Source organism: Caulobacter sp. GSs2 (assembly GCF_058680895.1).
In genome coordinates, this window is the sequence record NZ_CM178725.1 from 1,503,049 (window position 1) to 1,523,299 (window position 20,251).

The following is a 20,251-nucleotide window of genomic DNA, read 5'->3' on the forward strand; positions in this document are numbered from 1 at the left end:
ATGCTCCCCCTCTGGGGGAGCTGTCGCGGAGCGACTGAGGGGGCTAATGCGGCCTAAGCCGTGCTGGCCCCCTCCGGCCCTCTGGGCCACCTCCCCCAGCGGGGGAGGATCGATAGTCTAGCCCCAGATCTTCAGCAGCTCCCGCACGACCATCACCGCCAGGGTGATTGTCGAGGTCGCAAACAGCAGGAACCGCAGGTTCACGACGTTCACTGTCACCTGAACCAGGCTATGCAGCACCCGCAGGCCCACATAGGCCCAGGCCAGCTTCATCGCCAGATCGTCACCATGCCCAGCCACCGCGATCGCCAGGGCGGCGGCATAAAAGATGGTCGGCTGTTCCATCAGGTGGTTGTAGTTGTCGGCCGCCTGGCGAGCCCCGGCCGGCAGCACGTCCAGCGAGCCCGGAAAGGCCGCGTCCTGCGGCTTGACGCCCGCCTTGGCCATCGCCGGAATGCGGCGGATATACATCCAAAGCCAGATCACCAGCGACCAGGCCACCAGCGCCATAACCGGCGCGATCATCGTATTCATGGAGCGTCCCTCCCCGGACGTTTTGTTTGTGCGGGGAGCTTAGGCGAAGAACGGCGTTACTGCGAAGCTTGCCGTGTGGGAAAGATGCTCCCCCTCTGGGGGAGCTGTCGGCAAAGCCGACTGAGGGGGACGGCTGGGCAAACGCCGCGCTGGCCCCCTCCGGCCCGCTGGGCCACCTCCCCCAACGGGGGAGGACCTAAAAGCTACGTCCGGTCCCGGAACGGATCGGCCGGATAGACGCCCAGGATCTCGAACTTGTCCGAGAAGAACTTCAGCTCGTCGAAGGCCAGGGCCAACGACCGGTCTTCCGGACGGCCGTCGACCTCGGCGTAGAAGAAGGTGGCCGTGAAGGCGCCGTCTTCCATGTAGCTTTCCAGCTTGGTCATGTTGACGCCGTTGGTCGCGAACCCGCCCATGGCCTTGTAGAGCGCGGCCGGCAGGTTCCTGACCTTGAACACGAAGCTGGTCACACAGCGATGGGTGAAGGCCGGCGGGGTCGGGGTCGTCTCGGCCGTCATCACCAGGAAGCGGGTGGTGTTGTGGCGCTCGTCCTCGATGTCGCTGGCCAGGATGTCCAGGCCATAGATCTCGGCGGCCAGGGCCGGGGCGACGGCGCCGCGGGTCGGGTCGGGCTTCAGGGCCAGGGCCTTGGCGGCGCCGGCGGTGTCGCCCGCGCCCTCGGTGGCCACGCCCAGCTTGCGCAGGCTGTTGCGGCACTGGGCCAGGGCGATCGGCATCGAGGCGACAACCTTGATGTCCTCCAGCTTGACGCCCCTGTTGGCCATCAGCTGGAAGCGGATCGGCTTGAAGCGCTCGCCGATGATCTTCAGGCCCGAGGCCGGCAGCAGGTGGTGCACGTCGGCGACGCGGCCGGCGATCGAGTTCTCGATCGGGATCATGCCCAGCTCGCAGACGCCGGTCTTGATGGCCTCGAACGCCTCCTGGAAGGTGGCGCAGGGATAGGCCTCGTAGTCCGGAAAATAGGTGCGGCAGGCCTCGTGGCTGTTGGCGCCGGGTTCGCCCTGGAAGGCGATCTTCTTGAGGATGCTCATGCTTGTTTCCCAGCCTGCAGACGGGCGGCTTCGAGATCGGATGGGTTGTCGACGGAGATGGGCGCCTCGGCCGCCACGGCGGCGCGGATCGTCATGCCCAGCTCCATGGCCCGCAGCTGCTCCAGCTTCTCGCGCTTTTCCAGCGGCGAGGGCGAAGCGGCATTGAACGCCTCCAGCGCCTCGCGGCGATAGCCATAGATGCCGATGTGACGCCAGACAGGCCCATCGCCATAGAGGGTGGAGCGGGTGAAATAGAGGGCCCGGCCACTCTTGCCGTCGTCCTCCATGGCCAGCACGGCTTTCACCACGTCGGGATTGGTCCGGTCGGCGGGCGAGGCCTCGGCCGCGACGACGGTGGCGATGTCGCAATCGCCGAAATCTTCCAGCAGGCCGGCGCAGGCCGACAGCACCGACGGGTCGACGAACGGCATGTCACCCTGCAGATTGATCACCACATCGTGCTCGAAATGCGGATCCAGCTCGGCCAGCGCCGCCAGGATCCGGTCAGAGCCCGAGGGCAGATCCGGGTCGGTCAGCACGGCGCGACCACCTGCCGCACGCACGGCCTCGACGATCTCGATATCGCCCGCAGCCACGGCCACCGGGCCGATATTGGCCTTGAGCGCCTGGTTCAGAACGCGGACAATCATCGGCAACCCGCCGATATCGGCCAGCGGCTTGTTCGGCAGGCGGGTCGCCGCCATGCGGGCGGGGATCAGGACGATAGGGTTCATGAGGTCAATATCGCTGCTGCCCGGTTGCGCGAGGGGCGGTAGCGTGTAAGAGACGCGAGCGCAACAAGAGGCGCGCGCGGGGGATTCCTCGCCGCGGGTTTGGGCCCCGCCTCAGGCGGGCCGGTAAGAGGCTGACAAGGCTGAGATGAGCGACCTGACGTTCAACAAGATTGCTGGCGGCGTGCTGCTGACCGGCCTCGTTATTTTCGGTCTGCGTGAAGCATCGACCGTCATGTTCCAGAAGCACGACCTCGAAAAGGCCGGTTACGAAATCGCGGTCGAAGAGTCGACCGGCGGCGGCGGGGCCGCCGCTGTCGAGGTCGCGCCCGACTGGGGCACCGCCCTGCTGCTGCCGGCCAATATCGCCGCCGGCCAGGCCGTCGCCGCAAAGTGCAGCGCCTGCCACAAGCTGGATTCTGGCGGCGCCAATGGCATCGGTCCTGGCCTGTGGGGCATTCTGGGCCACCAGCCCGGTTCGCACGCTGGCTACGCCTATTCCGGCGCGATGAAGGAATTCGGCGCCAAGAACCCGGTGTGGGACTATGACCACATGTACGAGTTCCTCAAGGCGCCCGGAAAGTACGTCTCGGGCACCAATATGAGCTTCGTCGGCCTGAAGAAGCCGGAAGACCGAGTGGCGATCATCGCCTATCTGCACAGCCTGGGTTCGACCCTGCCGGTGCCGGCGCCCAAGCCGGCCGAGGCTGCTGCTCCGGCGGCTCCGGCCGAAGGCGCTCCGGCGACGGCCCCGGAAGCCGGCGCAGCCGCCGCTGGCGCGCCCGCCGCTCCGGCTGCGGCGCCTGCCGCTCCGTAAAGGGCGTTTAGGCAAAACAAGATCGGGGGCCGCGAAGTTCGCTTCGCGGCCCTTTTTCGTTTTCCGACCGATGATCCTCCCCTCCCGGGGGAGGTGGCCCGAAGGGTCGGAGGGAGCAACGCGACGTCGGCCGTGAAGACCCCCTCAGTCACTCCGTGACAGCTCCCCCAGAGGGGGAAGCATCAAACCGCTCAGGGCCGGCGGTAGCCCAGCGGCGCGCCGACGCCGGCGGCCTCGATGCGGGCTATGGCCTGGGCCAGGGGCTCGATAGCCGTGGCCATATGGTGGGCGTTGGCGTGCAGGATGGTGTCGGGGTCCAGCAGGATCGCCACGTGGCCCTTCCAGAACACCAGGTCCCCGCGACGACGCTCCGAGGCGTCGATTTCCGGGAAGAAGCCGCGCTGCAGGTCGGTGTCGCGCGGGCAGGCGCGGTTGCAGGCGGCCAGGGACTGCTGGATCAGGGCCGAGCAGTCCAGACCCAGCGACTCGCGTCCGCCCCACTGATAGGGCGCGCCCAGGAACCGCTGGGCGACGGCGACATAGTCACTCTCGCCCCTGCCGACCGGCGTCAGATGCGCCTCGATGAACCAGCCCGAGCGAGCGCCCCGGACAAAGCGCCCCTCGCGCGCCTCGACCGTCACCAGGGCATTGAGGCTGTAGAGGCCGACAATGGCCGACTTGATGTCGGGCTGGCTGAAGCCATAGGTGCGGATCGCCGACACCCGATGGGTGGGCGCCAGGACGGGCGCCGACAGGGCGTCGCTGGTGACATAGCCCACATAGCCGTCGCGGCGGGCCTGGCCGAAGGCAAAGCCGTCAACCTCGAACAGCACGTCGAAGCGCTCGCCAAAGGCCAGCTGGTCTTCCTGCTCGGCGTCGGGAGCCGGCGCCTTGCGGATCGAGGCGATCGGGGCGCTGGCCTGCATCGGCTGGGCGGCGGCGAAGCGCTCGGCGGAGACCACGCCCTCCAGCCGCACATCGGCCAGGCCGTCGCGGATCAGAGTCAGGCGACGGTCAGGCGGGCTCACGCCGGGAACCGGGTCTTGAGCATCGAAAACAGCGCCCGGATCGCCTGGGCCTCGCCGCCGCCGGGATAGCCCGGCCGGCTCTTGGGGTTCCAGGCATAGAGGTCGAAATGGGCCCAAGGCCCGATGCCCTCACCGGTTGGCGCGAACCGCTGCAGGAACAGGGCCGCCGTCGTCGCCCCGGCCTGGGCCCAGGCGGCGGAGTCGTTCTGCAGGTCGGCGATCTCGCTCTCGATCGACTCGCCATAGGCCTCGGTCAGCGGCATGCGCCACAACAGATCGGCCGTGGCCTTCGAGGCCGTCTCGATCTGTCCCGCCAGCCGGTCGTCGGGCGTCCAGAACGGGATCACGAACGGCCCCAGGGCCACGCGCGCCGCGCCGGTCAGGGTGGCCAGGTCCAGGGTCAGGGCGGGCTTGTGCTCGGCGGCGCGGGCCAGGGCGTCGGCCAGGATCAGCCGGCCTTCGGCGTCGGTATTGCCCACCTCGACGGTGAGGCCGGCGCGGGTCTGCAGCACGTCGCCGGGCCGCATGGCGTCGCCGCTGATGGCGTTCTCGACCACCGGGGTCAGCACCACCAGCCGCACCGGCAGCCTGGCCGACATCACCATCCGCGCCAGGGCCAGGGCGTGGGCGGCGCCGCCCATGTCCTTTTTCATCAGCCGCATGCCCGACGAGGGCTTGATGTCCAGGCCGCCGCTGTCGAACACCACGCCCTTGCCGACCAGGGCGAGCACCGGGTGGGCAGGGTCGCCCCAGCTCATTTCCAGAATGCGCGGGGCGCGATGCGGCGCGGCGGCGCGGCCCACGGCGTGAACGGCGGGATAGTTCTGGGCCAACAGATCGTCGCCGACGATCACCGACAGGGTCGCACCGTGCTGCGCGGCGATCTCGCGGGCGATGGTCTCGATCTGCAGCGGGCCCATGTCGTTGGCCGGGGTGTTGACCATGTCCTTGGCGAGAGCGCAGGCGTGGCTGATCGCGATGACCGCCTCGATGTCGACGCCCTTGGGCGCGACCAGTCGCGGCCCGGCTTCACCAGACCGCTTGCGATAGCGATCGAAACGATAGAGCCCCAGGGCGAAGGCCAGGGTCGCCTCCTGGGCGTCCAGGCCGCGCGGCAGGCGGGCCAGGCGATAGTCCCCGGCCGGCAGCTTGGCGGCCAGAGACCGGAACAGGCCCGGATCAACGGCGGCGCGGGTCCCCAGCCCCATCAGCACGCGTTCGACCTGACCGCCGGGCCCGGACAGGACCAGCACCTGACCGGCCTTGGCCTTGAACTGGGCCTGGGCGGCCAGGACCCTGGCCGACGGCCGGCGCGCCGCCAGGAACGCCTCAAGCTCGGCCTCGAACAGCGGGTGGACCGGGAGGCCGCCTTCAGTGGCCGTGGCCAGAATGGGGGAGCTGTCCAACATGTCGCGGCCCTTGGAAATTATGCTTAACGATTCCTTGAGGCCGCGCGGCGAGGATGCGGCAACCCTTCGGAGACTCGTCTTCCATGTGTCGCAAGCGCGCGCTCCTCGCAACCGTTCTCGCTCCGGCTCTGCTGATGCTGGGCCCCCAGGCCCACGCCGGCGCCGCCAAGACCGCGCCCGCCGCCTCTGAGCAGGCCGTCTCGCGCAAGGCAAGCCCGGCCCAGCGCGCCGAGATGCGCCGCGCCGATCCCCTGGCCCGCGCCGCCTTCTGGGGCGGCGAGTTCGAGACCGACGGCCGCGACGCCGAGGCGGGCGTCGCCCTGGCCCAGGCCCTGCGGGCGATGGGTCGCTATGACGACGCCGCCGAGGCCGCCGGCAAGGTGCTGATGGTCGAGCCCGACAATCTGGACGCCCTGCTGGAATCGGCCCGCGCCCATATCGCGCGCGGCCAGGGCTTCTACGCCGTCGAACCCGCCCGTCACGCCGCTGTCCTGGCGCCGAAGGACTGGCGTCCCCAGTCACTGCTGGGCGTCGCCTATGAGCAGGCCCAGCGCGACGAAGAGGCCAGCGCCGCCCACCGTCAGGCCGTGGCCCTGGGCCCCAACGAGGCCGTGCCCAACGCCAACTACGCCATGCACCTGGCCAGCCAGGGCGACATGACCGGCGCCGAGGCCCTGCTGCGCCGCGCAGCGGTCATGCCCGCCTCAAGCATCCAGATCCGCCAGAACCTGGCCCTGGTGATCGGCCTGCAGGGCCGCATCGCCGAAGCCGAAAAGCTGGCCCGCCAGGACCTGCCGCCCGAAGCGGTGGCCAACAACCTGGCCTGGCTGCGCGCCGCCACCAGCCAGCCCAGCCCGACGGCCCAGTCACGCTCATGGGAAGCGATGAAGTCGGGCGGCTAGCCAAAGCATTTTCGAGCGAAGTGGATCCCGGTTCGCGTGAAGAAAATGCGCCAAACCAAAGATCTAGAGTTCCGGACTGACGCAGTCAGGACGGAAACTCTAGTAGGCCGAGCTCAGCGCGCGCTCGAGGACCTTGGCCGCGTCGGCGAACTGTTGAAGCAGCGGCATGGATACGCCCTCGCGGACGACCACCGCCATGGTCGCCGCCAGCGAGAAGATCAAAGCCGTCTCGACCGCTGATCCGCCGACCTCGTCACGCGCGAGGCTTCGATCGCGGGGAGCCCGCTTGCCGCCGATCTTCATGCTGACTGTCCCACAATGGCAAACCACTGGGCGCCGCGCCGCAAGAAGGGCGCCGGTCTATCTTCCGAGACGGGCCAGCAGGTCGTCGCGATAGGTGCGGCTGGCCACCAGTTCGGCGCCGCTCTCCATCGTCAGTCGCCATGAGCCATCCGACAGCGACTGGGTCTCGCGGACGCGGGCCAGATTGACCAGGGTCGAGCGATGGCTGCGGGCGAAGATCGCCGGATCCAGCCGTCCTTCCAGGTTCTGCAGCGTCTCGCGGATCAGGCCCTCGCGCTGTTCCCAGTGCACGACGACATAGTTGCCGGCGGCCGAGAACCATTCCACGCGGGACAGGTCGACCGGCGTCCGGCGCGATCCCGTCGAGACCATCAGGCGCTCGGCCGGGGCGGCCTGGCGCGCCGCGACCCGCCGCGCATCGGTCAGGGCCGTCTCCAGATGATCGGCGCGGGTCTGGGCCTCGACGGCCCTCTGGCGATGGGCCGCGGCCAGCCCCGCGGCGGCCAGGGCGGTGTAGAGCAGGATCGAGACGGGCGAGCGGCTCAGGGCCCGGGCCAGCCCTTCGGCCAGGCCGCCGCTCGACGCCCGGAACGTCATGTCCACCCAGGCAGCGCCCAACGATTCCAGGGCCACGACGGGGATCATCGCCAGGGTCAGGACCGCGACGCCTCGCCCGTCGGCCCCGAAGCGCCGCAGGATCGCCCAGACCAGGCCGGCCACGGGCAGCCACAGGACGTAGCTGGCGCCCTGCCACGACACCGACTCGACCAGGCTGATCGGCGCGCCGGCCGCCCGCGCGGACCGCCGCGCGAACCAGGCGGCGCTGAAGGTGGTGACGACATAGCTGTAGGCGCCGAAGGCCCACACCCAGGCGGCCGTGGAGCCGCGCTTCAGGCGGGCGAAAGGTCCCGCCGGCGGCGCAGGGCCCGCGACAGGATCCAGATCACGGCCAGGGATTGGAACACGAGGGTCGGCCAGAGCTGGCTCCAGGGGGTCGGCAGGAAGGTCAGGAAGTTACCCGAAAAGGCGCTCATCACCGCCCCGTAGGCGCTTAGCATCTTTACGAGATGCTCGTAGGTCCAGAGGTCTGGAAAGAAAGGCCACGCGGTGGGACGGGCGAAGCGCCACAGGTCCCAGCCGCCATAGGTCAGCGCGCCATAGACCAGGGCGGCGGAGACGGCCGTCCTGCCGCCCGTCTGACCGCGCAGGATCAGCACCAGCACCCACAGGCCCACGGCCACGACGATCAGGGTCAGGAACCAGTCGAGCGCCCTGGCGCGATCGGCGCGGCGCAGGTCGGGCCGCTTGCGCTTCAGCACTCGCACGCCGGAGAAGACGGTGATGGTCGCCGTGGCCGTCAGGGCCGCGAAATAGGCGTTGAAGCGCAGCGCCGTCATCACCCAGGCGCAGACCAGCAGCATCCCCATCAGGCCGGTGAAGATCCAGCCGGACACGCGATGCAGCGCAGAGCCCTTGCGGGTGACGATGGGCAAGCCGCCGGCAACGACGGCGACGAGGCCGCAGGCGATGTGGAGGGCGAGAGTGGGCTGGAAGATCATGCCGCCGGCATGGGCCACTCGCTGGCCTTGCCGCGAGGGATCTGGGACGAAGCGCGGCCCTTGGGGACGGGGCCCTAACCCTTGCCCATCACGTCCTGGATCTTGATGATCGCCGGACCCAGGATCACCACGAACAGCACCGGCAGGAAGAACAGGATCATCGGCACGGTCAGCTGGGCCGGCAGGGCGGCGGCTTTCTTTTCGGCGGCCGAGAGACGCAGTTCGCGGTTTTCCTTGGCCATGACCCGCAGGGCGCTGCCCAGCGGCGTGCCGTAGCGCTCGGCCTGGATCATGGCTGTGGCGACCGAGCGGATGCCGGGGTGGTTGGTGCGGCGAGCCAGGCCCTCATAGGCCAACCGCCGGTCAGGCAGATAGGACAGCTCGGCGGTCAGCAGGCTCAGTTCCTCGGCCAGCTCCATCGAGCTGGAGCCGACTTCCGCGCCGACCTTCTGGATCGCCGCCTCGATCGACATGCCGCTTTCGACGCAGATCAGCAGCAGGTCCAGGGAGTCGGGAAAGGCCGCCACGATCGACTCGCGGCGCTTGGTGGCGATGTTGGTGATGTAGACGTTGGGCGCGTAGTAGCCGATGGCCAGGGCCGCAACGCAGGCGCACAGCTTCTGCATGCCCACCAGGCCAAAATCATTGATCAGATAGATGTAGAACGCCGTCACCACCGCGAAGACGAACGGCATCACGAAGCGGAAGAAATAGAAGGTCGAGACCGGCTGTGGTCCGCGAAAGCCGGCCTGGGCCAGCTTGTCGACCACCTTGGGATCTTCCAGCAGGCGCGACAGCTGCAGGCGGTCGACGATGTTCTTGTACAGGCCTTCGTCGGTGTGGCGCAGGGTGCTGCCCCCGCCGCCTTTCTGGACGATGGCCTCGCGCGAGCGGCGGCGCAGCTCCTCGCGGCGGTTGGCCACAGACTTCAGGCGCCCTTCCAGACCCTTGTCGCGCATCAACGGCGCGGCCAAGGTGATCATGGTGGCGAACACCACCAGGGCGATGATCCCCGTGAAGATGTTGGTGGGGTCGGTCAGGACGGCGACGATGTTCATGAGCCCCCTCCCCTAGAACTTGAAGTTGATCATCTTGCGCATCACGAAGATGCCGATGCTCATCCAGATGCCGCCCGCCAGCAGCATCAGATGGCCGCGCTGGTCGGTGAACAGCGGCTGCATATAGGCCGGTGAGGTCACGGTGATCAGCACCACAACGCCGGGCGGCAGAGCCCCGATGATGAAGGACGAGGCCACGGCTTCGGCCGACAGCGCCTTGATCTTTTCGCCCATCAGCTTGCGGGCCCGCAGCACGGTCGACAGGTTGCCCAGCGCCTCGGCCAGGTTGCCGCCGGTCTTGGCCTGGATTGACAGCACGATGGCGAAGAAGCGCAGCTCGTTAGTCGGCATGCGCTCGTACATGCGCTCCAGGGCCACATCCATCGGCATGCCCATGCCGACGTTCTCGGTCAGCATGCGGAACTCGCCGGCCAGGGGCTCGGGGCATTCCTTGCCGATGATCTTCAGGCAGTCATGGACCGGCAGACCCGACTTGATGCCGCGCACGATGATGTCGATGGCGTCCGAGAAGGCCTCGGTGAACTTCTTGGTGCGGGCCGTGGCCAGCATGCCCACCACCCAGCGCGGCAGGCCCAGGCCGGCGGCGAAGGCCGCGCCGAGGGCCAGCAGCGGATGCTGGCCCAGGATGAGGACGATCAGGCCGACGCAGAAGCCCAGCCCCCCGCTGATGATCCAGAACATCTGGACCTTTTCGCCAAGGCCGGCGGCGCGCAGGCGAGCGGCGATGCTCAGCGACGCCTTCTTCTGTCGCCTGTCCTGCTCTTTCAGGGTCTTGAGGATCTGTTTGCGGCGGGCGTCGGGCGTATTGGCCACGGCCTTGGCGCGGGCCCCGGCGGCATGGGCGCCGCCGCCGACGATCGCCTGGGCGCGCTTGGCCGTGCGGGCCGCGTTCTGGTCGCCGCCGGCGAAGGCAAAGCCCAGCGCAGTGATGGTGATGAAGCCCAGGACGCCGGCGATCACGAACAGCATGGGCTACTCCGCCGCGTCGAGGGCTTCGGCCAGCTCGCGCTCCAGGCCGTAATAGCGGGCGCGGTCCCAGAAGCGGGGCCGGGCGATGCCGGTCGAGCGGTGCTTGCCCACCACCTTGCCGTCGGCGTCCTCGCCGGTGATCTCGTAGACGAACAGGTCCTGGGTGACGATCACGTCGCCCTCGAGACCGACCACCTCGGTAATGTGGGTGATGCGGCGGCTGCCGTCGCGCAGGCGGGCGGCCTGGACGATGACGTCGACCGAACCGACGATCATCTCCTTGATGGTCTTGGAGGGCAGGCCATAGCCGCCCATGGTGATCATGCTCTCGATCCGGCTGATGGCCTCGCGCGGACTGTTGGCGTGCAGCGTGCCCATCGAGCCGTCGTGGCCGGTGTTCATGGCCTGCAGCAGGTCGAAGGCTTCAGGGCCCCGGACTTCGCCGACGATGATCCGCTCGGGACGCATCCGCAGACAGTTCTTGACCAGATCGCGCATGGTGATCGCGCCCTGGCCTTCCAGGTTGGGCGGCCGGGTTTCCAGGCGCACCACGTGCGGCTGCTGCAGCTGCAGTTCGGCGGCGTCCTCGCAGGTCACCACCCGCTCGGTCGGGTCGATAAAGGCGGTCAGGGTGTTGAGCAGCGTGGTCTTGCCCGAGCCCGTACCGCCGGAGATGACGATGTTGCAGCGGCAGGCGCCGATGACGCCCAGAACCCGCGCGCCCTCGGCGCTGATCGACGCATAGTCGACCAGGTTCTTCATCGTCAGCTTGTCCTTCTTGAACTTCCGGATGGTCAGGGTGGGACCATCCAGAGCCAAGGGCGGGGCAATGACGTTGACGCGGCTGCCGTCGGGCAGTCGGGCGTCGCAGATCGGCGAGCTTTCATCGACCCGGCGGCCGACCTGGCTGACGATCCGCTGACAGATGTTCATCAGCTGCAGATTGTCGCGGAAGCGCACATTGGTCAGCTGGACCTTGCCGCCCACTTCGATGAACACCCGGTGGGCGCCATTGACCATGATGTCGGCGATGTCGTCGCGAGCCAGCAAAGGCTCCAGCGGACCATAGCCGAGGACGTCGTTGATGATGTCCTGGACCAGGTGCTCCTGTTCGGAGACCGACATCGAGACGTTCTTGATCGCCACCAGCTCGGCGACGATGTCCCGGATCTCTTCAGCGGCCGCCTTGACGTCCAGCTGGGCCAGCTGGCTCAGGTCGATGGTGTTGAGCAGGGCGTTGAAAATAACGGTCTTGGTGGCGTGGTAGTAGTCGCTCTGCTCGCGGACGATGGTCGTGGTGGGCGGCGCACCCTGCGCGGCGCGCAGTTGCTCCAGCCCCGGCGTCGCCTTGGGCGGGGCAACCTTGGGCGACGGCGCGGCGCGATCCTGGGCCGGCTCGACGCGCTGGGGACGCGTAGCGATCGCCGACCCGTCTGTCGGCGCCGGGGGCGGCGCGTGACGGTCCGTTGCGGGGTTCTGATCGCGCTTGCCGAACATCCGTCGCTATTTCTTCCTGAACAGACCCGACAGCATCGAGGCCTTCTGAACCTGCGGCGGTTCGCGACGGCTGATCAGCTGGGCCAGGTGGTCGATGCCCTCGGCCGCCTTGGACTTGGGCGCGACCTCGCCGACCATCTGGCCGTTATTGGCGGCCTGGCCGAAGGACTTGGGATCGAAGGGCAGGACGAGCGACGGCGCGACGCCCAAGGCCTCGCCGAAGTCCTTGACCGGGATCTCGGGACGGCCGGGCACGCCCACCTGGTTCAGCACCAGGCGCGGCGGCGCGTCGTTGGGGCGGGCCTGGCGGACCATGTCGATGATGTTCTTGGCGTTGCGCAGCGAGGCCAGATCCGGCGTGGCGACCACGACCAGATCATCCGAGCCGATCAGCACCCGCCGCGTCCAGGCCGCCCAGCTGTGGGGCAGGTCCAGCACCACGAAGGGCGCGGCGCCGCGGATCTTCTGGGTGACCTCTTCATAGGCCTCGGCGCTGATCTCATAGTCCTGGTCGAGGGTCGCAGGCGCGGCGAACAGCGACAGGCGATCGCCGCAGCGGACCATCATCCGATCCATCAGCACGGGGTCGAGGCGGTCGGGCTGGCTGAGGGCGTCGATCACGCCCTGCAGCGGGTCCTGGTTGAAATCGAGCCCGGCCGTGCCGAACGGCAGGTCCAGATCGACGATCACCGTGGCGGTCTGCATGCGCTCGGCCATCGACCAGGCGAAGTTGTGGGCCAGGGTCGAGGCCCCTACCCCGCCCTTGGCGCCGACAAAGGCCACCTGACGGCCGACGAAGGGCGCCGACGGATCGGCATAGAGGCCGGAGACGGCGCGGATGATCTGCAGCGGACCAAGCGGCTGGGTCAGATATTCGCTGACCCCGCGGCGCATCAGCTCGCGATAGAGGGCGATGTCATTGGTCTGGCCGATGACCACGACCTTGGTGCCCGGATCGCAGACCTGGGCCAGGGCGTCCAGCAGGTGCAGCAGGCGCTGAGCGCCGTCATGGGTTTCCACCAGCACCAGCGAGGGGGTGGACTGGTTTTGATACAGCTCCACAGCGGCGTCGAGGCCGCCCACGCGGACGATGGTCGAGGCGCGGGCCATCCGGCGGTCGGCGGCGGCGACCTCGATCAGGGCCGAGGTCTCGGGCCGCACGCAGAAGGCGTGGATGGTGATGCGCGGCACCGCCATCTCGCCCAGGGCGGCGTCGCTGCCGCTCAGGCTGTCATGCGGGGACGGCTCGGGCAGGGGCGGTTCGTACGCGGGCGGCGGGGTCATTTCAGCGGCGGGCGCGCGCCGACGCTCGGGCTCCGGCATGGCGGCGGCGGGCGCCGGGGCTCTAGCCTGGGCCTGAGCCTGGCGCGCTGCGGCGGGCGCCGCGAACGGGTCCTGCGCGGGCGCGGGCCGCTCGTCGCGCGGTCGGGCCGGCGGGAAATCGGCAAAGGGGTCGTCCATCCCGCCCTGGGCCGGCGACAGGGCCGGCGCGGACGAGCGCCAGGGATCGGAGCCGGCTGAGGTGAACTCGTCGGCGGCCTCGAACCCCAGGTCGAACGGGTCATGATCCGAAGGAGGACGCGGCATCAGTTGATCGCCTTGGAGACAGCGCCGGTGGCCTGCTCGTCCTTGGCCGCCGAGGTGACCTCGCCCTTGCGGTACTTGCCCAGGACGACGTCGCGGCGACCCGCGTCGATCGGGGTCGAGTCGCGCGGACGGATCAGGTCTTCTGGATTGGCGATCTGGGCGGCGAGATTGGCGGCCACGGCGCAGCCGAAATTGCCATAGGTCTCGTTCTTGCGGGTGGCCGTGAGGTTTTCCCAACGACCGCAGGTGGGGCCTTCAGCGGTGAAGATCTCGAAGCCGACGCGCATCGGCGCCACAGCCTGGCCGCCGGCGTCATAGCCGACGATCCTGACCTGGGCCGGGGCCGCGCCATAGAACATCAACCGCTCGCGGATTTGCGCGGCCATGCCGCCAGCCGCCGAAGCGTCGCCGCCGCCGATGGGGGCGCTGACCACGATCTCGCGCGCCTGGGCCGACAGCCAGCGACCGACCAGGGCCGACAGCGCCTGGTCCTGGTTGGCCGACACGCCGGTGGCGTGCACCGCCAGCTGGATCTCGTCGGCGCGGCCGTCGACCTTGATCTGGTCGCGCCACTTTTCGGTCTCGGTGCGCGAGGCGGGCGCGGAAACAGACGGTTCAACGCCGGCGCTGGCGCAGGCCGACAGGCCCAGCAGTGCGGCGCCGAGGAGAAGGACGCGTTTCACGGGGTGCTTGCTCATGTCCGCGTCCTCACTCGATCACATAGCCGACGGGGCCCTGATAGGCGCGCCCCGCATTGGCGCCGGCCGGCGCCTTGACCACCTGGTTGAGCCGCCCCAGCAGGGTCGTGCTCATGTCGCCCGCGAACCTCAGGCCGTCGGCCGGGGTCTGCAGGTTCTGGGGCCGGGTGGGATCGACGATGTAGGGGGTGATGATGATCACCAGCTCGGTTTCGCCGTTCAGATAGTCGCGCGAGCGGAACAGCGAGCCGAGAACCGGCATCGAGGTCAGGCCCGGCAGGGAGTCGATGGTTTGCTTGGTGGTCTGCTGCAGCAGGCCGGCGATCATCATCGAGCCGCCCGAGGGCAGCTCGACCGTCGTCTCGGCCCGGCGAACCATCAGGCCCGGCACGGTCAGCACGCTGGAGCCCGAACCGCTGGACACCGAGAAGGCGCCCAGGCTGGAGAGCTCGGAAACCTCGGTCGACAGTTTCAGCGAGATGCGGCCGCCCGACAGCACGACCGGGACGTAGCCCAGGCCCACGCCGTAGGGCTTGAATTCGATGGTGATCTTGCCTGTTGCGTCCTGGCCGGTGGGGACCGGGAACTCGCCGCCCGCAAGGAACTTTCCCGCCTCGCCCGACAGCACGGTCAGGTTGGGCTCGGCCAGGGTCCGGATCAGACCCACCCGTTCAAAGGCCTGCAGACAGGCATTGGTGTTGCTGCCCGTGGCCGTCTTGTAGGCGGTCGTGGCGATGTTGGTGATCAGGTTGGTCAGGGCGTTGGTGGAGCCAGTGGAGGTCGTATTGACCAGCGCAGCGCTGTTCACCGCTGTTTGGGTTGTCGTGGAGCCGCTCACAGGAAGGGGCGCGACGGCCACGATGTTTCCGTTGCCGTCCACCACGGTCACGGTCGAGACCGACGTCGAATTGCTGGTGTTCGTCGTCGAAGACCCGGTGGTCCCGGAGGTGACCCCGTTCTGGCTGTTCTGGGTGTTATTGTTGCTGACGTTGGTCGTGCGGGCGTTGTTGTAGCCGGCGCAAAGATCGGCGCCGCCCATCAGTGCGCCGTTGACGCCGAAGGTATTGTCGCGTCCCAGACCATAGGTCCTGACGCCGTCGTTGAAGATGGCGCTGGATGACACGCCCAGCTGCTTGATGACGTTGCGCTGCACCTCGACGATGCGCACTTCCAGCATCACCTGGTCCTTGCCGGCGATGCTGAGCATGTTCAGCACCTTTTCCGGCGAGGCCACGAACTGGGCGGCGATCCGCGAGGCCTTCTCGGAGTCGGCGGCGTTCATCACCACGCCGGTGAGAATGACGCTGTCCTTCAGCGGAACGACCTGCACCGAGCCCATGGGCAGGACGGTGCGCAGGGTCGAGGACAGCAGGCTGATGTCCTGGGCGACGCGGATGTTCAGCTGCAGGATCTTGCGGCCCGCAGCGTCGAAGAACACCGCGTCGGTCGCGCCAGAGGTCATGCCCAGCACATAGATCCGTCGCGGGCTGCGCAGAACCGCGTCGGCCACCAGAGGATTGGTGACCAGCATGTCGCGCACGTCGACCGGCAGCTCGATGATGGCCGACTTGCCCAGCGGCAGGTCCAGCACCCGGGCGCCGGCCCCGGCGGTGAGGTCGATGCTCAGCACCTGCTCGGCGGCGGGCGGCGCGATCGGGGCGACGGCGACCGGACGCGGGCGAACCACGCGCGGCGCGGGCCGATAGGTGTGCGAGCCGCCAACAGGACCGTCGGCCAGCACGGAGGCGGTCGAACTGAGGGCCAGAAGCCCGGCGATGTGCGCGGTCAGAACCCGACGGATCATGGGGGAGCGGCTCATGGGCGCACCGAGGTGTTGGTGGTCTGGCCGCCACGGTTGATGCGGATCACCGAGTCCTCCGGAGCCTTGCGCGCGACACCCCCGACGACGCCCGAAGGGCCGCCCAGATCGGTATAGGCGCGCAGGGCCAGGGTCACAGGGCCTGTCGCCTTGGCCCGGGTCAGGGCCTCGGCGTCAGTGGGGCTGACCTCGATGGTGGCGGTGGCCGCGACGATGGACTTGGCGTCCTTCTCGGCTGCGGTGCTCTGGTCCAGGGCCAGAACGCGGACGTTCTGCAGGATGGTCTCGGCGATCGTCACCTTGCCGGCGCCGCCATCAGCATCCGGGGAAAGGGTGTCGCGGGTCTGCAGGACATCCACCCGGTCGCCGGGCAGGATGAAGCCGCCGACGGCGGTCTCGGAGGTGACGGGCACGGCCATGGCGCGCTTGCCGGGCGACAGCACGACCGAAAGATAACCGCCGTCGCCGCCGCGGACGATCTTGCGGGGGGTGATGGGTTCGCCGGTCAGGATCGGGTCGCGCACGATCGCGCCCTCGACGGCCTTGGCCGGGTCGACGCCGCCAATCATGTCATTGGCGGCATTGGTGACGGCGGCCCTGGCCTTGTCCGCACCCTCGGGGTTGGGCAGGGCGGCGCCGTTGGTGATGAAGGCGGCATTAACGGCCTCGGTCGGCCAGGCCTGCCAAGTGACGTCTTCGCCGGTCAGTCGCGCGCCGATGGCCAGGTCGCGCTTGGCGACCAGGACCTGGGTCATGGGCTTGCCCGCGACCGGCGCGGCAATGGCCGAGGGCGCGGCGTCGGGCTTTCCACCCAGCGCGCGCTGCATCACCACGGCCAGGCCGATGGCCGAGATGGCGGCGACCAGGACGATCAGGAGGCGAACAGGATTCATTGCGCGGTCACAGGCTTTCGCGACGAGAAGCGAGGTTTCGCGAGCTGCCGCCCTTCAGGACTGCGCGCACGATTCGTCAGACAGCCTTTCTGGCCAACCCCATGGTCGCCCGCGCATGGTTAACACCGGCTAAAGTTTTGGCTCTCCGAGTCGATATGCCCGCTGTGACAGGCTGACGCGGAACGGGTCCCGGGCGCCCGGTGGCTCAGCCGAGAATGGCGCTGGCCAGGGCGCCTTGCGGGAAAGTCGCCAGGGCGCCGACCGCGATGGCCACGCCATAGGGAATGTCGCCACCCTGCGCGCCCAGCTTGCGCAGCCACGACGGACTGCCGGCCAGCACAGGCTCCAGCCAGCCAGAGCGCAGGGCCAGGATGGCCATAGTCAGGGCGCCGCCCGCCAGACCTGTCGACAGCATGAAGGGGAAGGCCGCCGGCCAGCCGATCCACAGGGCGCTGGCCGCGAACAGCTTGGCGTCGCCGCCGCCGATCCAGCCGGCCGCGAACATCCCCATTCCCAGCAGCAGCGCGCCGAACCCTGTCGCCAGGCAAAGGCCGATGGCCGGCAGGGACGCACCGCTGACGACTGCGGCAGGGACGAAGGCCACGAGCAGGGCCAGCGAGATCCAGTTGGGAATAGTATAGCTGGTGACGTCCTTGAGCGCGGCCACGATGACCAGGGCCGGAAAGATCAGCAGCAGCGGGATCTGGATAGCGTGCATCGCAAGGCGCCTTGTTTGACGCCCCATTCTGGGACGATCAGGTGAAGCAATGGTTTCCCCCAAATGCGGAAAAGGCCGCGACGAAACCGTCGCGGCCTTCCCGTTTCCGAGGCAGTACGTCAGCCCGTTTGGGCCGGCGCGCCTTTAGCTGGCCGAGTTGGCCGTGCTGACCTTGGTGCCGACGTTCGTGAACGTGGTCTTCAGATTGGTGCCCAGGGTGGTGACGGCGGTCACGATCACAACGGCGATCAGGGCGACGATCAGACCATATTCAATGGCCGTGGCGCCGGATTCGTCGTTCAGGAAAGTCTTGATGAAGCTGGTCATGTTGAAATCTCCAGTGTTGAAACTTGTGATGTAGAGATTGAACCAATTGGGTAAACCAATTGTATTCAAAGAACGGCATTTTTCAGAGAAATGTACTTTTTCATCCGGAAAATAGACAAAGAAAAAGGGCCGGAACCTGGGTTCCGACCCTTCTTTTTTCGAGGCCTGAAGCCAGGTCTTAGCTAGCCGAGTTGGCCGTGCTGACCTTGGTGCCGACGTTCGTGAACGTGGTCTTCAGGTTGGTGCCCAGGGTCGTGACGGCGGTCACGATCACAACGGCGATCAGAGCAACGATCAGACCATATTCGATGGCCGTGGCGCCGGATTCGTCGTTCAGGAAGCGGGTGAAGAACTTCGACATGACTTGATCTCCTAAATCATCGTTGGTTGATTTTGAGGCCTTCAAGCCGTGTTGACTTGCTCACCCCCGAAAACACGATCAATTTCGCCCACCTCACTTAATGGCCAGTAAACGTCGGAATAGTTTCCGCTGTTTTTCTTTTGGTTTATTTGCGTTTACTATTACTTACTCTTAACCACACCGATCAAATCCAGACGCAAAGCCTTTTGAATCAACGGTTTCGCAAACGGTCACGTTGTCGCGGAGGACATGGATTTAGTCTTTTGTTGACCATTCAAAGTCAGTCTCACCGGGCTCGGATATCGAACTGGAACCGTCATGCGCCGCCTTTCGCTCGCTCTCGCCGCTGTCTTCGCCCTCGCGGGCGCCTCGGCGCGTGCTGAAAGTCTCTCGGTTCCCGCCGGCGAGATCGCCCGCATCGGTCTGTCAGGCGCTGTGCGCGACGTGGTTGTCGGCGATCCGCTGGTCGCCGATGTCAGCGTCATCAACGAGCGCACCCTGGTGATCCTCGGCAAGCGGGCCGGCGTCACCACCGTGATGGCCTTCGACGCCGCCGGCCGCTCTCTGGCCGACCGCCAGGTGATTGTCTCCGACAGCAGCGCCGGCGTCACCGTCTATCGCGGCGCCGCCAATGTCGGGACCTATGCCTGCGGCGTGCAATGCACCCGTGTTGCGCCCACCTCCGCGGTCAGCGTCCCCTAAGTAGATTCCCGCGCGCACGTGAGGGCGCGTCTAAACGACTGATTAGGGGCGGGAAGCCTAGACTGCCCTGACCGTCGCCTCGGGCGGCTTCGAAACGGACCCCAAGCGTATGGCGCCTGTCGCCCGCCTCAAACGCCTCCAAGGTTGCGCCGGTCTGCTGGCCAGGGCCCGCGCCAGGGCGAGGCTGTTCGCGCGCGCGCGCCGCGGCGCGGTGACGGTCGAGTTCGCCTTCGTCTCCATTCCCTTTCTGCTGCTGATCTTCGCGACCATCGAACTGGGACTGGTGTTCCTGGTCTCGATCACCCTGGAAAACGCCGTGATCGACGTCGGCCGCTCCATCCGCACCGGAGAGGTCCAGACGGCCGGCCGAACCGCCGCCGCCTTCAAGACCGCCGTCTGCACCGAGATGAGTTGGCTGGGCTCGGCCTGCAGCACCGCCCTGAGCCTGGACGTGCGCACCTTCAGCGGCTTCTCGGCCTCGGGCGTAGTGCTGAACACCGCCAAGCCAAACACGCCCTGCTGGGATCCGGGCGGCCCGGGCTCGATCGTCCTGATCCGCGCCTATTACAACTGGCCCCTGGTCACGCCCCTGCTGCAGACCGGTCTGCAGACCTCAAACGGCAAGCGCATGCTGACGGCCGCGACGGCCTTTTCGAACGAGCCCTATTCCGACACTCCGGCGGCGACGGTCATATGCCCGATCAACTGACCCCCCGGCCCCAAAGGCGTCTGAAGGACTTCTGGCGCGACCGTCGCGGCGTCTCGGCCGTCGAGTTCGCCCTGATCGCGCCGGTGCTGGTGATCTTCTATTGCGGCATGGCCGAGCTGACCCAGTCCATGATGGCCCAGCGACGCCTCAGCAACATCGCCTCGTCGATCGGCGACCTTGTGGCCCAAAGCGCCCAGCTGAACGACGCTCGCAAGAATGACATCTTCACGATCGGCAACACGATCATGGCGCCGTTCCCGACGACGAGCCTGCGCATGTGCCTGGTCAGCATCACCTCTGACGCGACGGGCAAGGACACGGTCGCCTGGTCGGAGAACCACAACAGCCACGCCAACTGCCCGGCCCAGGGCGCGGTGCTGGGCTCTACCGTAATCCCGGTCGGCGTGCTGCCCGCCAGCCAGAGCGTGATCATGGCCAAGGCCAGCTATGGCTACACCTCGCCGATCAAGTTCATCCTGCCCTCAACCCTGAACTTCTACCGCACCTTCTATCTGCGGCCTCGCAAGAGCGAGACCGTGCTGCGGGTCAACTGACGC

At 67.7% G+C, this 20,251-nt stretch carries 23 protein-coding genes; 5 read left to right on the forward strand and 18 right to left on the reverse strand.

The features are described 5' to 3' along the window. Positions 1-117 precede the first annotated feature (117 nt). The 3 genes from ACW17Z_RS07300 to ACW17Z_RS07310 all read right to left on the reverse strand — a co-directional run bounded on the left by ACW17Z_RS07300 (position 118) and on the right by ACW17Z_RS07310 (position 2,320). Positions 118-534, reverse strand: coding sequence for an MAPEG family protein (locus tag ACW17Z_RS07300; RefSeq protein WP_419320151.1), 417 nt, complete (start codon positions 532-534; stop codon positions 118-120). Between the two features lie 203 nt (positions 535-737). Continuing rightward, the gene (locus tag ACW17Z_RS07305; protein ID WP_492058180.1) at positions 738-1,586 is read right to left on the reverse strand and encodes a prephenate dehydratase; all 849 of its coding nucleotides are present in this window, start codon (positions 1,584-1,586) and stop codon (positions 738-740) included. After that, complete coding sequence (locus ACW17Z_RS07310) at positions 1,583-2,320, reverse strand: 3-deoxy-manno-octulosonate cytidylyltransferase (RefSeq protein WP_492058181.1); 738 nt, start codon at positions 2,318-2,320, stop codon at positions 1,583-1,585. The genes ACW17Z_RS07305 and ACW17Z_RS07310 overlap by 4 nt, the downstream gene beginning before the upstream one ends. Before the next feature lie 145 nt (positions 2,321-2,465). Here ACW17Z_RS07310 and ACW17Z_RS07315 point away from each other — a divergent pair, with 145 nt between their 5' ends. Beyond that, positions 2,466-3,134 carry a c-type cytochrome gene (locus ACW17Z_RS07315; RefSeq protein ID WP_419320146.1) on the forward strand — a complete coding sequence of 223 codons (669 nt, stop codon included), beginning with the start codon at positions 2,466-2,468 and terminating at the stop codon, positions 3,132-3,134. Positions 3,135-3,325: 191 nt separating this feature from the next. Here the strand turns inward: ACW17Z_RS07315 and ACW17Z_RS07320 are convergent, their stop codons facing one another. Together ACW17Z_RS07320 and ACW17Z_RS07325 are read right to left on the reverse strand one after the other, a co-directional pair. Continuing rightward, positions 3,326-4,162: a C40 family peptidase gene (locus ACW17Z_RS07320; protein WP_492058182.1), complete on the reverse strand. Its 837-nt coding sequence runs from the start codon at positions 4,160-4,162 to the stop codon at positions 3,326-3,328. Then, positions 4,159-5,571, reverse strand: a complete 1,413-nt coding sequence (locus ACW17Z_RS07325) for a leucyl aminopeptidase family protein (RefSeq protein ID WP_492058183.1) — start codon at positions 5,569-5,571, stop codon at positions 4,159-4,161. The genes ACW17Z_RS07320 and ACW17Z_RS07325 overlap by 4 nt, the downstream gene beginning before the upstream one ends. 83 nt (positions 5,572-5,654) lie before the next feature. Between ACW17Z_RS07325 and ACW17Z_RS07330 the strand changes: the two genes are divergently transcribed. Beyond that, entirely contained in the window at positions 5,655-6,473 is an 819-nt protein-coding gene (locus ACW17Z_RS07330) for a tetratricopeptide repeat protein (RefSeq protein ID WP_492058184.1), read from the forward strand. A gap of 99 nt (positions 6,474-6,572) precedes the next feature. Here the strand turns inward: ACW17Z_RS07330 and ACW17Z_RS07335 are convergent, their stop codons facing one another. From ACW17Z_RS07335 to ACW17Z_RS07395, 13 genes are all read right to left on the reverse strand, one after another. Beyond that, complete coding sequence (locus ACW17Z_RS07335; protein WP_492058185.1) at positions 6,573-6,776, reverse strand: hypothetical protein; 204 nt, start codon at positions 6,774-6,776, stop codon at positions 6,573-6,575. A 57-nt stretch (positions 6,777-6,833) separates the two neighbouring features. Next, complete coding sequence (locus tag ACW17Z_RS07340; protein WP_492058186.1) at positions 6,834-7,643, reverse strand: LytTR family DNA-binding domain-containing protein; 810 nt, start codon at positions 7,641-7,643, stop codon at positions 6,834-6,836. A gap of 23 nt (positions 7,644-7,666) precedes the next feature. Then, positions 7,667-8,353, reverse strand: coding sequence for a DUF2306 domain-containing protein (locus tag ACW17Z_RS07345; protein ID WP_492058187.1), 687 nt, complete (start codon positions 8,351-8,353; stop codon positions 7,667-7,669). 56 nt (positions 8,354-8,409) lie between these two features. After that, positions 8,410-9,393 carry a type II secretion system F family protein gene (locus ACW17Z_RS07350; protein ID WP_492058188.1) on the reverse strand — a complete coding sequence of 328 codons (984 nt, stop codon included), beginning with the start codon at positions 9,391-9,393 and terminating at the stop codon, positions 8,410-8,412. A 12-nt stretch (positions 9,394-9,405) separates the two neighbouring features. Next, positions 9,406-10,383: a type II secretion system F family protein gene (locus ACW17Z_RS07355; protein WP_419320134.1), complete on the reverse strand. Its 978-nt coding sequence runs from the start codon at positions 10,381-10,383 to the stop codon at positions 9,406-9,408. Positions 10,384-10,386: 3 nt separating this feature from the next. Next, on the reverse strand, positions 10,387-11,880 hold the full coding sequence (locus tag ACW17Z_RS07360; RefSeq protein ID WP_419320133.1) for a TadA family conjugal transfer-associated ATPase: 1,494 nt from the start codon (positions 11,878-11,880) through the stop codon (positions 10,387-10,389). A 6-nt stretch (positions 11,881-11,886) separates the two neighbouring features. Further along, positions 11,887-13,467, reverse strand: a complete 1,581-nt coding sequence (locus ACW17Z_RS07365; protein ID WP_492058189.1) for a CpaE/TadZ family protein — start codon at positions 13,465-13,467, stop codon at positions 11,887-11,889. Then, on the reverse strand, positions 13,467-14,165 hold the full coding sequence (locus ACW17Z_RS07370; protein ID WP_492058190.1) for a CpaD family pilus assembly protein: 699 nt from the start codon (positions 14,163-14,165) through the stop codon (positions 13,467-13,469). The genes ACW17Z_RS07365 and ACW17Z_RS07370 overlap by 1 nt, the downstream gene beginning before the upstream one ends. 10 nt (positions 14,166-14,175) lie before the next feature. Next, entirely contained in the window at positions 14,176-15,969 is a 1,794-nt protein-coding gene (locus tag ACW17Z_RS07375) for a type II and III secretion system protein family protein (protein ID WP_492058191.1), read from the reverse strand. A gap of 11 nt (positions 15,970-15,980) precedes the next feature. Then, complete coding sequence (gene cpaB / locus ACW17Z_RS07380) at positions 15,981-16,877, reverse strand: Flp pilus assembly protein CpaB (RefSeq protein ID WP_492058192.1); 897 nt, start codon at positions 16,875-16,877, stop codon at positions 15,981-15,983. Between the two features lie 205 nt (positions 16,878-17,082). After that, positions 17,083-17,595, reverse strand: a complete 513-nt coding sequence (locus ACW17Z_RS07385) for an A24 family peptidase (RefSeq protein ID WP_419320128.1) — start codon at positions 17,593-17,595, stop codon at positions 17,083-17,085. 144 nt (positions 17,596-17,739) lie between these two features. Beyond that, a complete protein-coding gene (locus ACW17Z_RS07390; RefSeq protein ID WP_419254288.1) occupies positions 17,740-17,922 on the reverse strand; it encodes a Flp family type IVb pilin in 183 nt (60 codons plus the stop codon). Positions 17,923-18,100: 178 nt separating this feature from the next. After that, positions 18,101-18,283, reverse strand: coding sequence for a Flp family type IVb pilin (locus ACW17Z_RS07395; protein WP_419320127.1), 183 nt, complete (start codon positions 18,281-18,283; stop codon positions 18,101-18,103). A gap of 318 nt (positions 18,284-18,601) precedes the next feature. Here ACW17Z_RS07395 and ACW17Z_RS07400 point away from each other — a divergent pair, with 318 nt between their 5' ends. The 3 genes from ACW17Z_RS07400 (at position 18,602) to ACW17Z_RS07410 (ending at position 20,248) form a co-directional block, all read left to right on the forward strand. Further along, entirely contained in the window at positions 18,602-18,985 is a 384-nt protein-coding gene (locus ACW17Z_RS07400; RefSeq protein ID WP_419320126.1) for a pilus assembly protein N-terminal domain-containing protein, read from the forward strand. A 109-nt stretch (positions 18,986-19,094) separates the two neighbouring features. Beyond that, positions 19,095-19,694 (forward strand): TadE/TadG family type IV pilus assembly protein, encoded by a 600-nt coding sequence (locus ACW17Z_RS07405; RefSeq protein WP_419320125.1) that lies wholly within the window; start codon positions 19,095-19,097, stop codon positions 19,692-19,694. After that, on the forward strand, positions 19,679-20,248 hold the full coding sequence (locus ACW17Z_RS07410) for a TadE/TadG family type IV pilus assembly protein (RefSeq protein WP_419320124.1): 570 nt from the start codon (positions 19,679-19,681) through the stop codon (positions 20,246-20,248). Before ACW17Z_RS07405 ends, ACW17Z_RS07410 begins: the two co-directional genes overlap by 16 nt. The last annotated feature ends 3 nt before the right edge of the window (positions 20,249-20,251 follow it).